This window comes from Gordonia sp. PS3, from assembly GCF_041950545.1.
Classification (GTDB): Bacteria; Actinomycetota; Actinomycetes; order Mycobacteriales; family Mycobacteriaceae; genus Gordonia; species Gordonia sihwensis.
Genome location: NZ_CP169524.1, coordinates 620,519 through 636,566 on the forward strand (window position 1 = coordinate 620,519; position 16,048 = coordinate 636,566).

Annotated in this window: 13 protein-coding genes; 9 read left to right on the forward strand and 4 right to left on the reverse strand. The window is 69.1% G+C overall.

What is annotated here, in order from left to right; all coding sequences use genetic code 11:
- Positions 1-12: 12 nt before the first annotated feature.
- From ACE11G_RS02860 to ACE11G_RS02885, 6 genes are all read left to right on the forward strand, one after another.
- Positions 13-1,284, forward strand: a complete 1,272-nt coding sequence (locus ACE11G_RS02860) for a bifunctional glycosyltransferase family 2/GtrA family protein (RefSeq protein ID WP_006897322.1) — start codon at positions 13-15, stop codon at positions 1,282-1,284.
- On the forward strand, positions 1,281-3,404 hold the full coding sequence (locus tag ACE11G_RS02865) for a glycosyltransferase family 39 protein (protein ID WP_006897321.1): 2,124 nt from the start codon (positions 1,281-1,283) through the stop codon (positions 3,402-3,404). The genes ACE11G_RS02860 and ACE11G_RS02865 overlap by 4 nt, the downstream gene beginning before the upstream one ends.
- A gap of 72 nt (positions 3,405-3,476) precedes the next feature.
- On the forward strand, positions 3,477-4,394 hold the full coding sequence (locus tag ACE11G_RS02870) for a LysR family transcriptional regulator (protein ID WP_169317722.1): 918 nt from the start codon (positions 3,477-3,479) through the stop codon (positions 4,392-4,394).
- A 93-nt stretch (positions 4,395-4,487) separates the two neighbouring features.
- Positions 4,488-5,687 (forward strand): low temperature requirement protein A, encoded by a 1,200-nt coding sequence (locus ACE11G_RS02875; protein WP_308128695.1) that lies wholly within the window; start codon positions 4,488-4,490, stop codon positions 5,685-5,687.
- A gap of 79 nt (positions 5,688-5,766) precedes the next feature.
- Entirely contained in the window at positions 5,767-7,020 is a 1,254-nt protein-coding gene (purD, locus tag ACE11G_RS02880; RefSeq protein ID WP_006897318.1) for a phosphoribosylamine--glycine ligase, read from the forward strand.
- A 95-nt stretch (positions 7,021-7,115) separates the two neighbouring features.
- On the forward strand, positions 7,116-7,850 hold the full coding sequence (locus ACE11G_RS02885; RefSeq protein ID WP_278124970.1) for an LppP/LprE family lipoprotein: 735 nt from the start codon (positions 7,116-7,118) through the stop codon (positions 7,848-7,850).
- Positions 7,851-7,875: 25 nt separating this feature from the next.
- Here the strand turns inward: ACE11G_RS02885 and ACE11G_RS02890 are convergent, their stop codons facing one another.
- The 3 genes from ACE11G_RS02890 to ACE11G_RS02900 all read right to left on the reverse strand — a co-directional run bounded on the left by ACE11G_RS02890 (position 7,876) and on the right by ACE11G_RS02900 (position 9,824).
- Positions 7,876-8,835 (reverse strand): alpha/beta hydrolase family protein, encoded by a 960-nt coding sequence (locus tag ACE11G_RS02890; RefSeq protein WP_006897316.1) that lies wholly within the window; start codon positions 8,833-8,835, stop codon positions 7,876-7,878.
- A 276-nt stretch (positions 8,836-9,111) separates the two neighbouring features.
- Positions 9,112-9,516, reverse strand: coding sequence for a DUF302 domain-containing protein (locus ACE11G_RS02895; RefSeq protein WP_006897314.1), 405 nt, complete (start codon positions 9,514-9,516; stop codon positions 9,112-9,114).
- 47 nt (positions 9,517-9,563) lie between these two features.
- Positions 9,564-9,824 (reverse strand): metal-sensitive transcriptional regulator, encoded by a 261-nt coding sequence (locus tag ACE11G_RS02900; RefSeq protein ID WP_006897313.1) that lies wholly within the window; start codon positions 9,822-9,824, stop codon positions 9,564-9,566.
- 110 nt (positions 9,825-9,934) lie between these two features.
- Here ACE11G_RS02900 and purB point away from each other — a divergent pair, with 110 nt between their 5' ends.
- From purB to ACE11G_RS02915, 3 genes are read left to right on the forward strand one after another with little or no spacing between them, the layout of a single operon-like run.
- Positions 9,935-11,362: an adenylosuccinate lyase gene (gene purB / locus ACE11G_RS02905; RefSeq protein ID WP_006897312.1), complete on the forward strand. Its 1,428-nt coding sequence runs from the start codon at positions 9,935-9,937 to the stop codon at positions 11,360-11,362.
- Positions 11,363-11,371: 9 nt separating this feature from the next.
- Entirely contained in the window at positions 11,372-12,268 is an 897-nt protein-coding gene (locus ACE11G_RS02910; protein WP_006897311.1) for a phosphoribosylaminoimidazolesuccinocarboxamide synthase, read from the forward strand.
- Complete coding sequence (locus ACE11G_RS02915; protein ID WP_006897310.1) at positions 12,261-14,405, forward strand: S9 family peptidase; 2,145 nt, start codon at positions 12,261-12,263, stop codon at positions 14,403-14,405. Before ACE11G_RS02910 ends, ACE11G_RS02915 begins: the two co-directional genes overlap by 8 nt.
- A 76-nt stretch (positions 14,406-14,481) precedes the next feature.
- Here the strand turns inward: ACE11G_RS02915 and ACE11G_RS02920 are convergent, their stop codons facing one another.
- Positions 14,482-16,038, reverse strand: a complete 1,557-nt coding sequence (locus ACE11G_RS02920) for a DHA2 family efflux MFS transporter permease subunit (RefSeq protein ID WP_006897309.1) — start codon at positions 16,036-16,038, stop codon at positions 14,482-14,484.
- Positions 16,039-16,048 lie beyond the last annotated feature (10 nt).

The window sequence follows — 16,048 nt, forward strand, 5'->3', positions numbered from 1 at the left end:
ATTCTCGTAGCCATGACAGAAGTTCTGAGCCGGGCATCGACCGAGGGCGAGTCGGTGCCCGACCGACCGGTCCTCGATGTGGTGATGCCGGTCTACAACGAAGAAGACGATCTGGAGCAGTCGGTTCGCCGGCTGCACCGCCATCTGGCCGACAGCGTGCCGTATCCGGCGCGGATCACCGTGGCCGACAATGCGAGTACGGACTCGACCCTCGCGATCGCGCTGAGGCTGCAGGCGGAGATCCCGGGCGTTCGCGTGGTCCACCTCGACTTGAAGGGGCGGGGGCGGGCGCTCAACCACGTCTGGCGCGACAATGACGCTCAGATCGTCGCGTACTGCGACGTCGATCTCTCCACCGACCTCAATGCGCTGATGCCGCTCATCGCCCCCTTGATCTCGGGGCACTCCGACATCGCGATCGGCACTCGGCTGTCGCACTCGTCCCGGGTGATCCGGGGCGCCAAGCGGGAGTTCATCTCGCGCTCGTACAACCTGATCCTGCGCACCGCGATGGGCGCCCGCTTCTCCGACGCGCAGTGCGGCTTCAAGGCGATGCGCACCGATGTGGCCCGCGGACTGCTGCCGTACGTCGAGGACACCGGATGGTTCTTCGACACCGAACTGCTGGTTCTCGCCGAACGCGTCGGTCTGCGAATCGCGGAGGTTCCGGTGGATTGGATCGACGATCCCGACAGTTCAGTCGACATCGTCGCCACCGCGATCGCCGATCTGCGCGGGTGCGCACGCGTCGGCTGGGCGCTCGCCACCGGTCGGATCCCGGTGGCCGAACTGCGCAAGACACTCGGACGGGATCGATTGCCGGGGCCGGTGATCGACGGTGTGCCGCACGGAATGGTCGGTCAGCTGGCCCGGTTCTGCGCCGTCGGCCTGGTGTCGACGGTGGCGTTCGCGCTTCTGTATCTCCTGTTGCGGCCGGCCGGTGCACAGGCCGCCAACTTCCTGGCGCTGGCGATCACCGCGGTGCTGAACACCGCGGCCAACCGCCGCTTCACCTTCGGCGTCCGCGGGCGCCAGGACCGGGCGCGGCACCACCTGTTCGGGTGGGGTGTGTTCCTCTTCGGCTGGGCGGTGACGGCGGGTTCGCTCTTCGCGTTGCACCGCTGGAACCCGGATGCCGGCCGCGCACTGGAACTGGCCGTCCTGGTCGCCTCCAACCTCGTCGCCACCGCGACACGTTTCGTCGGGCTGCGGTGGGTGTTCCGCCGGCGCCCCTCCGTCGCGGCGCCGGCCGAGCAGACCTCTATCGAACGGAGTGCCGCATGACTGCGACCGTCCTCGATCGGCCGCAACCGGCCGAACCCCTGCCCGATGATCCCGACCGGACGCGCAGTGCGCTGTGGCGCCGGCTGTCGCTGGCGGCGCTGCTGGTGGGGACCACCGTCCTCTACCTGTGGAATCTCTCGATCAACGGTTGGGCGAACTCCTTCTACACGGCTGCGATCCAGGCGGGTTCGCAGTCGTGGAAGGCGTGGTTCTTCGGGTCGTCCGACATGGCGAACTCGATCACCGTCGACAAGCCGCCCGCATCCCTGTGGATCCCCGCGCTGTCGGTGCGAGTCTTCGGCCTCAACTCGTGGTCGGTGCTGGTCCCCGAGGTGCTGATGGGTGTCGGGTCGGTGGCGCTGCTGTACTTCATCACCCGCCGCTACTTCGGCCACTGGGCCGGCATCGGTGCGGGCGCCGTGTTGGCGCTGACCCCAGTGGCCGCGATGATGTTCAGGTTCGACAACCCCGAGGCCCTGCTTATCCTGCTCATGATCGCGGCGTGCGGCGCGGTGCTGCGCGCGATGGAGCCCGGCGCGAAGAGCGTGTGGTGGATGGTCGCGGCAGGCACGGCGGTCGGATTCGGTTTCCTCACCAAGCAGCTGGAGGTGATGCTGATCGTTCCGGCGATGGCCGTGACCTACCTGGCGTTCGGTCCCGGACGGTGGCTGCGTCGCATCGGGCATCTGTTCGCCTCACTGGGTGCGCTGATCGTGAGTGCCGGCTGGTGGGTCCTGGCCGTGGAGCTCTGGCCGGCGTCGAGCCGTCCGTACATCGGCGGTTCGCAGAACAACTCGATCCTCGAGCTGACGTTCGGCTACAACGGTCTCGGCCGGCTCGACGGGAACGAGAAGGGCAGCGTGGGCGGTGGCGGACGCGCTCGCGAGATGAGCGGCGCGGCAGCCGAGATGTTCGGCCAGGGCGGTCCGGGGGGTCCCGGCGCCGGCGGCCCGGGCGGCGGCATGTGGGGCTCCACCGGCTGGCTCCGGATGTTCGAGCCGGCGCAGGGCGGTCAGATCGCCTGGCTGATCCCGTCGTCCCTGATTCTGGGAGTGGCGGCGCTGGTTCTGATCGGGCGGGCCTCACGTACCGATCTGCGGCGTGCCTACTTGAGCGTCTTCGGACTGTGGATGCTGATCATGGTCGGCGTCTTCAGCTTCATGGCGGGCATCTTCCACAGCTATTACACGGCGGCCATCGCTCCCGCTCTGGCGGCGGTGATCGCGGTGTCGGCGGTCGTGTGCTGGCGCGAACGGGCCGCGTTGTGGGTTCGGCTGGTGCTGGCCGCCGCGACGTGGACCGCGGCGATCTGGGGATTCGTGCTGCTGAACCGCTCGGCCGATTTCGTCCCGTGGCTGCGGTTCGTCGTCCTCGTCGTGGGGATCGTCGCGGGAGCGCTGATGCTGGGGGCTCAGCGTGGCGTGCTCGCCGCGGTCGCAGCGTCGCTCGCGGTTCTCGCCGGCCTGGCGGGTCCGCTCGCCTACACGGTCGACACGGTGACCACGGCTAAGCAGGGCTCGATCATCAGCGCCGGTCCCCAGGTCGAAGGCGAATTCGGGCCGGGGGGCGGGCACGGTCGGCACGGCCGGTTCAACGGCGCGTTCGGGCCACTGGGAGCGGGCCGGACGCAGGCCGGTGCACGTGGCGGATTCCCCGGCATGGGCGGTGCGCCGGGCATGGGCGCCCCGGGCCAGGCGGGCGGAGGTCCCGGAGCCTCACCGGCGGGCGGCCTGCTGAACGGATCCACGCCGTCTGACGAGATGGTCGCGGTCCTGCGGAACGACGCCGATCGGTACACGTGGGTCGCGGCGGCAATCGGTTCCAACGAGGCCTCCGGCTATCAGATCGCCAGCGGATACTCGGTGATGCCGATCGGCGGGTTCAACGGGACCGACCCGTCGCCGACCCTGGACCAGTTCAAGCAGTACGTCGCCGACGGCAGGATTCACTACTTCATCTCGGGCGGCCGGGGTGATCGCGGTGGTGAGGGCTTCGGCGGAATGCCCGGCATGGGGGAGAGCGGGACGTCGTCGGAGATCAGTTCGTGGGTCAAGGAGCACTTCACCGCCACGACGGTCGACGGTGTGACTCTTTACGACCTCACGTCGCCGAAGAACTGACCGATGGTGCTCCGGGGACGCCGCGTCGCCGGAGCACCGTCGTTCTTCTCGCCCGGGTGGGACGATGGTTGTGTGTCGTCCACCAGACGCCTCTCGCAGGATCACCTGCGCACGATGCTGGCCGTGTACCGGTCGGGGTCGTTTCATGCGGCCGCTCGGCACCTGGGGGTCTCGGCACCGACGGTCGCCAACCACATCCACCTGGTCGAGGACCATTTCGGCGTCCGGATGTTCGAGCGGAGCGCCGACGGCACGGTGCCGACGGTCGCGGCTCACGAGATCGCCGCACAGATCGCGACGCATCTCGACGAGATCGACCGCCTGATCGCCGGTGATCTGCGTCGGTCTCCGACCGGCGGTCTCATGGTATCGCTGGGCGGACCGTGCGAGTTCGTCACCGAGCAGTTGCTTCCGGCGCTCGCCGGCGACACTGTGCGTCTGCCGCGAATCGCCTTCGAATTCGGTGATTCGCGGCGGATGCTTGCCGAACTCGACGCCGGGCGGCTCGACCTCGCGGTGGTCTCCGGGATCCGGCCGACCGGAGCCGGAGTCCGGGCGTGGCCGGTGGCCCGGGAGCGGTTCTGGCTGGTCGCGGCACCGGGACTGACCGACGGGACCGAGCCGCCCGCCGAACTGGATGCGGCCGGTCTGATCGCTTACGACGATCACCTCCCGCTGCTGCGGCGGTATTGGAACACGGTGTTCGGAGTCGATCCGCGGTTCGATCCGACGATCGTCCTGCCCGATCTGGTGGCGATGAAGGCCGCGGCGCTCGCCGGGCTCGGCGTCACCGTCCTGCCGAGCTATCTGGTTCACGAGGAGGTCCGGAGCGGGGCCCTGGTGCGACTGGACCGCCGTCGGGACCCGCCGAGCAGCACGGTGTTCCTCGCCGCGGGCGAACCCGCGCTCGCGGCTCGCCCACCACTGCTCCGGTTCGCCGAACTCCTGGTGGATCGGATCACCGGGTACCAGGAGAACGTGACGCAGTAGCGCGATCGGCGGATGCGGGGGCGACCGCGCGCGGCGCGCAGTCGCTCCGCCGGTTCCTTGGCCCCCGATGCGGTGGGCTCTACGGTGTTCGACGTGAGCGTGTCGACCACCATCCGGCGCATGTCCGGACGCGATCCGGCCGAGGACGGCCGGGCCGCCAGCGATCTGGAGGTCTTCTACGACCTCGTCTTCGTCGTCGCCTTCTCGATCGCGGGCGCCCAATTGGCGGAGTACCTCGCCGAGGGGCACTACCGTGCGGCCGTGATCGGCTACGCCATCGCCACCTTCGCCGCGGTGTGGGCCTGGATCAACTTCGCCTGGTTCTCCTCCGCCTTCGACACCGACGACTGGGTGTACCGGCTGCTGACACTGGTGCAGATGGTCGGCGTGGCGATCATCGCGATCGGGTTGCCGCCGGTGTTCGCGTCGATCGACGCGAACCGCCACGTCGACCTCGCGGTGGTGGTGATCGGCTACATCGTGATGCGCGCCGGAATGATCGTGCAGTGGCTGCGGGCGGCCGTACAGGCTCCCGAATACCGCGCCACGTGTCTGACGTACGCGCTGATGACGACCGTCGCGCAGGTGGGCTGGGTGGCGGTCGCCGCGGTCTCGATGACGCTCGGGCCCACGCTCATCGCGATCGCGGTGTGCATGGTGGCCGAACTGCTGGGGCCCGCGATCGCCGAGACGCGGTTCCGGGCCACTCCCTGGCACCCCGGGCACATCGTCGAACGGTATTCGACGCTGGTGGTGATCACCCTCGGCGAAGGTGTGGTCGGGACGGTCGCGGTGTTGCAGGCGGTCATCGGACGAACCGGCTGGAGCACGGAGACCGCGGTGCTGGGCCTGACAGCGATGGGCGTCACGTTCGCCATGTGGTGGCTGTACTTCCAACTCGAGGTGGGGCGCCCGCTGGCGGCGCGGCCGGGAATGGCCTTCGTTTTCGGCTACGGCAGCATGCCGATCGTCATCGGCTGCGCGGCCGTCGGCGCCGGCCTGCACGTGGTGGCGATGTGGCTGGAGGGCGAGGCCGAGATCTCCCAAGCTGCGGTCTACGGTGCCGTCGCGGTGCCGTTGGCGGTGTTCTGCCTGGGTACGATCGTCATGTTCTATCTGCTGGCCGGCGCCGACCGGCTGCTGATCCCGCTGTTCCTCGCGGCGTCGGTGCCGCTCATCGCCGGCGGGGTGCTGGCCGTGTCCGGCGTGGGGCTGCTCGCCTGCGTGGTGGTGGGGTGCCTGACTCCGGTCCTGCCGTTGCTGTTGGTGGAGGCGTCGGCTCGCCGACGCTGATCCACCCGGTCGACGGCATCGCGCCCCCGTCGCCGGGCGGTGGCATCGCCGTCGGGCCGGACCCACTACCCTGAACGGCGTGCGCGTACTCGTGATCGGCTCGGGCGGCCGCGAACATGCCCTTCTCCTCGGACTCGACCGCGATCCGTCGGTGACGCAGTTGCATGCGGCGCCCGGCAACGCCGGTACGGCCGCGCTGGCCACCAACCACTCCGTCGACGTCGCGTCGGCCGACGCCGTCGTGGCACTGGCTCGGGAGATCGACGCGGATCTGGTGGTGATCGGCCCCGAGGTCCCGTTGGTCCTCGGGGTGGCCGATGCCCTGCGCGAAGCAGGCTTCGACACCTTCGGTCCGAGTGCCGCGGCCGCGCAGATCGAGGGGTCCAAGGCCTTCGCCAAGGACGTGATGGCCGCGGCGGGCGTGCGCACCGCCCGAGCGGAGATCGTCGACAACCCCGCCGACCTGGATGCCGCGCTGGACCGCTTCGGTCCCACCTGGGTGGTGAAGGACGACGGTCTGGCCGCAGGCAAGGGCGTCGTGGTGACCTCCGACCGCGATGCGGCGCGTGCCCACGCGGCCGACTGCCTCGAACACGGACATCCGGTGCTGCTCGAGAGTTTCCTCGACGGTCCCGAGGTGTCGCTGTTCTGCCTGGTGGACGGTGAGACGGTGGTCCCGCTGCTGCCCGCGCAGGATCACAAGCGCGTCGGCGACGGCGACGCCGGACCCAACACCGGCGGAATGGGCGCGTACACGCCGCTTCCGTGGCTGCCGCAGTCGATGGTCGATCGGATCGTCGACGAGGTGTGCGAACCCGTCGCCGCGGAACTGGTCCGGAGGGGCACGCCGTTCTCCGGTCTGCTGTACGCCGGCCTGGCGATCGGCTCCGACGGGCCCGCAGTGGTCGAGTTCAACTGCCGCTTCGGCGACCCCGAGACACAGGCGGTGCTCGAACTGCTCGAATCGCCGCTGGGCGAGGCGCTGGCCGCGACCGCTCGCGGTACGCTCGCCGATCTGCCGCCGCTGCGGTGGCATGACGGTGCGGCCGTGGTGGTGGTCCTCGCGGCGGAGAACTACCCGGGCCGCCCCCGGACCGGCGACGCGATCACCGGCGCCACAGCCGAAGGCGTGCTGCATGCGGGAACAGCGGTCTCCGCCGACGGTCGGATCGTCTCCTCCGGGGGGCGTGTGCTGTCGGTGGTCGGCCGCGGCGCCGATCTGGCGTCCGCGCGGGCGCAGGCCTACGAGCGGCTGGCCGGAGTGCGGCTGCCGGGCGCGCATTTCCGGACCGACATCGGCAAGGCCGCCGAAGACGGACTCATCTCCATCTGATCGCGCCGCGTCCACCGCCCGAATGACGCGGGGTCACGCCGCTTCGCATGCCGTCGATCTATCCCGTGAGGTCGGGAGATTCGAGGGAGGCGACGATGAGGATCAGTCAATCGGTGCGAGGGGTGACCGCGGTGGCGGCGCTCGGCCTGGCATTGACCGCATGCACCACCGCCGGCACGGCGACCGACGCGGCACGCTCTGCGACCACCGCGGAGTCGACGGTGCCGAGCCAGTCGCGACACGGTTCCGCCCCGAAGCCGGATGCACAGCAGCCGACCGCACAGCAGCAGGAGACGGTCGACGAACCCGGCGTGCAGCCGCCGGCGGGGTCCGACCGGGACGTCCGGAGCACGCCCGTCGCCCAGACCACATCGGTCGCCGATACCGATTCCGATACCGACGCCGGCCGGCCGGGCAGTGGTCACGGGCTGTGCTTCGACCTGAACTCGGCGCTCGCCCGGGATGCGATCGCGACGCTGGGACCGGACTCGAACGGCGGATCGTGGGTGCCGCGGGGTGCCAGCGAGCACCCGCTGGCGCACGGCTGCGGACTGGACTGGATGCTCGTGGACGGCAGCGGATTCAACGACGCCACCTACACCTCGAGGGTTCTGCTGTTCGCCGGCGGCCAGTATCTGGGGACCGTGGAGCCGCACGAGTACTCGTACACCTCGGTCGCCGGCGACACCCTGAACTCGGTCACCGTCCGGTACCGGTGGCTGCGCGACGACGATCCGTTCTGCTGCCCGCAGGGCGGTCCGACCGATGTGACCGCGACACTGTCCGGCGGGGCAGTGGTTCGAAGCGGCCAGTTCCCGCCCTCGGTCTGACGCCGGGGCCGCTCGTCGATCTCGATCAGCGCGCGAGATTGCGGCCGAGGAACTCCACCTGATCGGGCAGCACCGACCGCCAGAACCGGTTGGTGTGTCCGCCGGGCGTGGTGGAGAAGGCGGCGGGAGGATGCAGGTCTGCGGCCCATTGCCGGGTGTAGGTGTAGAACTGGTCGGCCATGCCGATCGAGATCATCAGCGGGATCTTGCTGAACGCGTGTTGCTGCCCGAACAACGAATTGGCCTGGTAGTCGGCGTAGGAATCGAACGCCCGGGGCGGGAAGTTCGCGGGGTCGGCCCACATCGCCGGGGAACTCACGGCGATCGCCGCGACCCGCGGTGCGCCGATGAGAGCGCCGAGTCGGAGCGCGCCGTATCCGCCCATCGACCAGCCGTAGAGACCGATGCGGTCGGTCCGGAGGTTCAGCCGCTGGTCGCCGTCCAGCATCGGAATGAACTCGTCGACGATCATCGCGGCGCCGTCGGTGCCGTCGGTGCGAGCGTGGAAATAGTTGCGTGCCACGTCGACGCTCGCCACCGCGAACGGCGGGTTCCCCGCGTCCACGTACTGCTGAACCACGCCCTGGATGTTGAGCGCCTTGCTGAAGATGCTGCGCTCGTCGGTGTTCAGCGCGTGGGCCACTACGACCACCGGGAGTTCGCCGGTCACACCGTTGGGGCGGCTCACCGCCCACCGGGTGTCGCGGCCGGCCATCTTCGTCGAGACGAAGCTGCCGGTCAGTACGGGCGGATCGTTCGGGATCTCCGGGGGATCGGTCTGCACTGGAAGTCGGTCGTCGCCGCCGACGTTCGCGGCATCGCGAGGGACCAGCGGATCGGAAGTGCTGCAGGCCGCGACCCCGCCGAGCGCGGCCAGCCCGGCGACCCCGGTCAGCAGCGAACGCCGGGACAGCGCACGCCGCGACGTCGCCGAATCGTCGGCGACAGTCGCGGCGGATTGGCGGGAGGGATCGCGCAAGACCATGTCGGGAAGCGAGTCTACCGCGTGGGGCGACTCGGTTCCGACGACGAACGAGCGGTCCCTCCCAGCCCTCGGCGCTCGGACGCGGGCCGGCTCAGTGAGCGGCCGACCGCGGATCGGGGCAGGTGCAGCGGCGGTCGGCGGGGACCGGGCCCATCACGTCGGCGACGTGTTCACCACAGCCGTCCCAAGTGATCTTTCCGCACTTACCGCAGGTGACGGGGAAACACATGTCGAGTCCTTTCAGGGGGTGTCTGCTGATCGTTGACTACTGCTCGTTCAGGCGCCGGCCGACAGCGATTCGACGGCGGCGGTGAGCCTGGCGGTCGCCTCGTCCGCAACGTCGGCGAGGCCGGGGTTGTCGACCACGGTCACCATCAGTTGCGGGTTCATCGCCTCGACGATGCTGCGTCCCGGATCGTCGGTGTCGGCGCGGACGACGACGTTACAGGGCAGGAGGAGCCCGATCTGCCGCTCGGCGGTCACCGCTCGGTGGGCGAGGGGAGGGTTGCACGCGCCGAGGATCACGTAATCCTCCATCTCCGCGCCGATCTTCGTCTTGAGGGTGGCCGCCATGTCGATCTCGGTGAGGACGCCGAAGCCCTGGGCGGACAACGCTTCGCGCGTTCGGGCGACGGCCTCGTCGAGCGGGGCGTCGACGGTGGTGGAGATGGCGAGTTTCATGTCTTCCTCCGGGGTTCGGTCGGTGCGGTCGGGGCAGGGCGGGTAGTTCAGGCGAGGGTGAGGAAGAGCTTCTCGAGGGTCTCCATGTCGGGAGCGTCGTCGTTCTGGTCGCTCAGGCACTCGCGCAGGTTGGTGGCGATGATCTTGAAACCGGCGCGGTCGAGGGCGCGGGAAACCGCTGCGAGTTGCGTGACGATGTCCTTGCAGTCGCGCCCGTCCTCGATCATCGCGATCACGCCGCCCAACTGTCCCTGCGCGCGGCGCAGCCGGTTCAGTACGGCCGTGGTCGACTCGTCGTCACTGCGCATGCTGTTCTCCTGGAGTCCGGTTGAGTACCGTCTCCAGCATACCCCGAGGGGTATCTGTCGTGCACTGTCGTTTTCCGGGGGCGCCCGTCCGGGCACTACACTGCGTAGACGTGGGTAAACCTGCCATCAGCAATGTCCTGGCCAACCGTTACGCGTCTGCGGACCTCGCCGAGATCTGGTCGCCGCGCAACAAGATCGTTCTCGAGCGCCGCCTCTGGATCGCCGTGATGAAGGCGCAGCGCGACCTCGGGATCGACGTCCCCGCCGAGGCGATCGCCGACTACGAACGAGTGGTCGGCGACGTCGACCTCGATTCGATCGCCGACCGCGAGCGGGTGACCCGCCATGACGTGAAGGCGCGGATCGAGGAGTTCAACGCGCTCGCCGGTCACGAGCAGATCCACAAGGGCATGACCAGCCGCGACCTCACCGAGAACGTGGAGCAGCTGCAGGTGCTCGTCTCGCTGCGCCACGTCCGCGACCACGCCGTCGCCACCCTCGCGCGCATCACCGAGCGGGCCGCGCAGTACTCGTCGATCGTGATGGCCGGCCGCAGCCACAACGTCGCCGCGCAGGCCACCACCCTCGGCAAGCGGTTCGCCAGTGCCGCGGACGAGCTGATGACCGCGCTGACCCGCCTGGACGAGCTGATCGCGCGGTACCCGCTGCGCGGAATCAAGGGCCCGATGGGTACCAGCCAGGACATGCTTGATCTGCTCGACGGCGACGCCGCCAAGCTCGCCCGTCTCGAAGGGGAGGTGGCCCGGCATCTCGGCTTCGCGAACGCCTTCACCTCGGTGGGCCAGGTGTACCCGCGTTCGCTCGACTACGACGTCGTCTCCGCGCTCGTGCAACTGGCGGCCGGGCCGTCGTCGCTGGCCACCACCATCCGCTTGATGGCCGGCCACGAACTGGTCACCGAGGGCTTCCAGCCCGGCCAGGTGGGCAGTTCGGCGATGCCGCACAAGATGAACACCCGCAGTTGCGAGCGCGTCAACGGTCTCACGGTGATCCTCCGCGGCTACGCGTCCATGACCGGCGAACTCGCGGGCAACCAGTGGAATGAGGGCGACGTCTTCTGCTCGGTGGTCCGCCGTGTGGCGCTGCCGGACGCCTTCTTCGCGATCGACGGGCTGATGGAGACCTTCCTGACGGTCCTCGCGGAGTTCGGCGCGTACCCCGAGGTGATCGCCAACGAATTGGACCGGTACCTGCCGTTCCTCGCGACCACCAAGGTGCTGATGGCGTCGGTGCGCGCGGGCGTCGGCCGCGAGACGGCGCACGAGGCGATCAAGGAGAACGCCGTCGCCGTGGCACTCGCCATGCGCGAGGAGGGCCGCGAACCGGATCTCCTCGACCGGCTGGCCGCCGACGACCGGATCCCCCTCGACCGCGCGGCACTCGACGAGCTCATCGCCGACAAGTCCGCCTTTGTCGGTGCCGCGGAGGCACAGGTCGCCCAGGTGATCGCGAACGCCGCGGCCTGGATCGACGCGAACCCCGCCGCCGCGGCGTACACGCCCGCCCCGATTCTCTAGGAGCCCCGCATGCGTCCCACCCTCGCCGACTACCGGCACATCGCGTCGGGCAAGGTCCGTGACATCTACCAGATCGACGACGCCACGCTGCTGCTGGTCACCTCCGATCGCATCTCGGCGTACGACTTCATCCTCGACACCCCGATCCCGGACAAGGGCCGGATTCTCACGGCGGCCAGCTTCTTCTGGTTCGAGCACCTCGGGGTGCCGAACCATCTCGACGGCGGTCCCGCCGACGAACGCATCCCGGCCGAACTCGTCGGCCGGTCGATGGTCGTCAAGAAGCTGCCGATGGTGCAGGTGGAGTGCGTTGCTCGCGGCTATCTGACCGGTTCGGGCCTGGCCGACTATCAGGCCACCGGCGCCGTCTGCGGCGTGCGGCTGCCCGCCGGGCTCGGTGAGGCCGACAAGCTCCCGGAACCGATCTTCACCCCGGCCACCAAGGCGGCCGTGGGTGACCACGACGAGAACGTCAGCTTCGACCAGGTGGCCGAGACGGTCGGCGCCGACCTGGCGGAACGGCTGCGCGACGCGACCCTCGACATCTACGGCCGCGGATCCCAGCTGGCCGCTGAGCGCGGAATCATCCTCGCGGACACCAAGTTCGAGTTCGGACAGGCGGCCGACGGCTCACTGGTCCTCGCCGACGAGGTGCTGACCCCCGATTCCTCCCGCTACTGGGACGCCGCGACCTACGCGCCGGGCAGGGTGCAGCCGAGCTTCGACAAGCAGATCGTCCGCAACTGGCTCACCGGACCGGATTCGGGTTGGGACCGCACGGGCGAACAGCGGCCGCCGGCCCTGCCCGCCGACGTCGTCGAGCGGACTCGGGCGCGGTACATCGAGGCGTACGAACGGATCTCGCAGCAGAGTTTCGCCGATTGGCCGGACGCCCAGCATGGCTGATCGGGCGGCCCCGCCGGTCGCGAAGAAGGTTCCGACGCAGCGCGTCCACCACGGTGACGTCGTCGTCGACGATTACGAGTGGATGCGCGACAAGGAGGACCCGGAGGTCATCGCCTACCTGGAAGCCCAGAACGCGTTCGTCGAGCAGGAGACCGCGCACCTGGCGCAGCTCAGGCGCGACATCTTCGGCGAGATCAAGTCGCGCGTCCAGGAGACCGACATGAGCGTGCCGACGCGCAGCGGACGCTTCTGGTACTTCACCCGGACCACCGAAGGACAGCAGTACGCCGTCAGCTGCCGCTGCCCGATCGCCTCGCCCGACGACTGGACGCCGCCCGAGGTGACTCCGGGCGTCGCGCTGCCCGGCGAGGAGATCGTCTTCGACGCCAACGCCGAGGCGAGGGGTCACGACTTCTTCAGCCTGGGCGCCACGTCCGTGAGCCACGACGGCGACTGGCTCGCCTACAGCACCGACGTCAAGGGCGACGAACGCTACACCCTCCGCATCAGGAATCTGGTGACCGGGGAACTCCTCCCGGACACGATCGCCGGCATCGCGGCCGGCGCCACCTGGTCGCGCGATGCGAGGTACGTCTTCTACTCCACGGTCGACGACGCCTGGCGTCCTGACACCGTCTGGCGCCACGAGGTGGGATCGGCGGAGCCGGACGTGCAGGTGTTCCACGAACCCGATGAGCGCTACTGGGTGGGCATCGGCACCACGCAGAGCGAGGACTACCTCGTGCTGAGCGTGGGCTCCAAGGTGACGTCCGAGGCGCTGGTCCTGAGTGCGGACGATCCGACGGGCGAGTTCGTGTCCGTGGCGGGGCGTACCGACGGAGTCGACTACTCGGTCGAGCACGCGCGGATCGCGGGCCAGGACTGGTTCGTCATCGTCCACAACGGCGAGCGCGACGGCGTCAAGGCGATCGACTTCGCGGTCGACCTCGTTCCCGTGGGAGACTTCGGCGCGCGCCGGGAACTGATCCCGCACCGTCCCGGCCGCCGTATCGAGGACGTCGACTGCTTCCGCGACTACCTCGTGCTGTCGTACCGGGCGGACGCGCTGCCGCGACTGGCCATCGCCGACCTGCGGCGGGTGGACGGCATCCCGGCGCCCGACGACTTCGTCGAGGTGACCTTCCCCCAGGAACTGCGTTCGGCAGGGCTCGGCGCCAACGCCGAGTGGGACACCCCCCGGTTGCGGATCGTGTACACCAGCTACGTGGATCCGGCCGAGGTGTTCGACCTCGACGTCGCCACCGGTGAACGGACACTGCTGCGGAGGCAGCCGGTGCTCGGCGGGTACGACCCCGACGACTACACCGCGGTCCGGGAGTGGGCGGTGGCAGGCGACGGCACCCGTGTGCCGGTCTCGCTGGTGTTCCGCCGCGACCTCGACCGCTCCGCGCCCGCGCCGATGCTGCTGTACGGCTACGGCTCCTACGAGACCTGCCTGGACCCCGGTTTCTCGGTGGCACGGCTGTCGATGCTCGACCGTGGAATGGTCATGGCCTTCGCGCACGTGCGGGGAGGCGGCGAAATGGGACGGCTCTGGTACGAGAACGGCAAGACGCTCTCCAAGAAGAACACCTTCACCGACTTCATCGACGTCGCCCGGCACCTCATCGACACGGGCTGGACCTCGCCGGACCACCTGGTGGCAGAGGGCGGCAGTGCCGGCGGTCTGCTCGTCGGTGCCGTGGTGAACCTGGCTCCCGAACTGTTCAACGGAGTACTCGCCGCGGTGCCCTTCGTGGACGCTCTCACCTCGATCCTCGATCCGTCGCTCCCGCTGACGGTGATCGAGTGGGACGAGTGGGGCGATCCGCTCCACGATCCCGAGGTGTACGCGTACATGAAGTCGTACTCGCCGTACGAGAACGTCGCGCCGCGGCCGTATCCGGCGATCCTCGCCGAGAACTCTCTGCACGACACCCGCGTCCTCTTCGTCGAGGCCGCGAAGTGGGTGGCGCGATTGCAGGAGTGCACCACGTCGGAGAACCCGGTGCTGCTCAAGACCGAGATGACCGCCGGCCACGGCGGCGTCTCCGGCCGGTACAAGCAGTGGGAGGAGACCGCCTTCGAACTGGCCTGGATCCTCCAGCAGTCGGGGGCGCCGGCCGGTCGAGGCTGACACCGGCCTGCAGGGTCCGCAGACGAGTGACGCCCCCGGTCTCCCGGGGGCGTCACTGTCGGTCGGCTGATCGCGATCAGTGGAGCGCGACCGGCACCGGCTGCTCCTCGGTGTCGGCGGCGACCATCTTCTTGCGGGGCAGGAAGAAGGCGGGGATCAGAGTCAGGGCCACCAGCGCCGTCGCCACGATGAACGTGTTGCCGTACGTGGACGCGATGTCGGAGATCACGTTCTGGCCTGCCGCGCCGACCGCGGCGGGATCCCGCACATCGACGCCGTTCTCGATCATCGCGTTCATCGTCTTGGTCTGGTCGCCTCCGGCCTGCATGATCGCCCGCGACAGCGGGGCGAGCATGGTGGTGAAGATGACCGTGATGACGGCGGTGCCGATGGACGACGAGGTCTGCTGAATCGCGTTCATCAGAGTGGAGCCGTCGGCGATCTCCGAACCCCGCAGGGTGGCCAGCGACGCCGACATGATCGGCATCATCGTCATGCCCATGCCGAGGCCCTGGACGAACAGCGCGAGGCACAGGAACCAGTACGAGGTGTCGGTGCCCAGCGTGATGAACGCTGCCACGCCGACGGCGATGAGGACCAGGCCCGCGAGGACGAACTTGCCGGGACCGATCTTGTCGGTCATCTTGCCCGCGATCGGCATCGTCAGCATCGCGCCCAGGCCCTGCGGCGCCAGGAGCAGGCCCGCCATCAGCGTCGACTCTCCTCGCACCACGATGAAGTACTGCGGGTACAGCAGCGACGCGCCGAAGAAGGCGATCGCGAACAGCGACATCGTGATCACCGATACGCGCAGGGTGGAGTTGCGGAACAGGCGCAGGTCCAGCAGCGGGTTGGTGGTGCGGAAGGCGTGCCAGACGAAGGCGATGATCAGAATCGCGCCGACGATCATCGGGCCGTACACGCGCGGCGTGCCGAAGGTCCGCTCCTCGGCGCTCGAGGAGACGCCGAACAGGAACAACGCCAGACCGGGCGAGAGCATGAGAAGGCCGGGGAAGTCGATCTTCTTGCCGGGCTCGGCGCCGCCGCCGGGCAGCGCGAAGAAGGCGTACACGAGGGCGATGACACCGATCGGGACGTTGATCAGGAACACCCAGTGCCACGAGGCGATCTCGATCAGCCATCCGCCGAGGATCGGGCCCATGATGGGGCCGAGCAGCATCGGGATGCCGAGAACTGCCATCACCGAGCCGACGCGCTCGGGCCCGGCCGCGCGGGTCATGATCATCATGCCGATCGGCATGAGCAGACCGCCGCCGAAGCCCTGGAGCACGCGGAACGCGACGAGCGAGCCGATGTTCCAGGCCATCGCGCACAGGACCGAGCCGATCAGGAACAGGATGAGCGAGGCCATGTAGACGCGTTTGGTGCCGAAACGCGATGCGGCCCAGCTGGCGGTCGGGATCACCGCGGCCAGCGCCAGGGTGTAACCGGTCATCGACCACGCGGCACCGGCCGAGGTGGTGTCGAACTCGGACATGAAGGTGGGCTGAGCGACGGCGACGACGGTCACGTCGAGGATCGACATGATCGCTCCGAGCACCACCACGCCGGCGACGATGAAGACGTCACGTCCCAGCTTGTCGCTCGCGGTCCCCGGTGGGGATGAGGTCATGAGGTTCTCT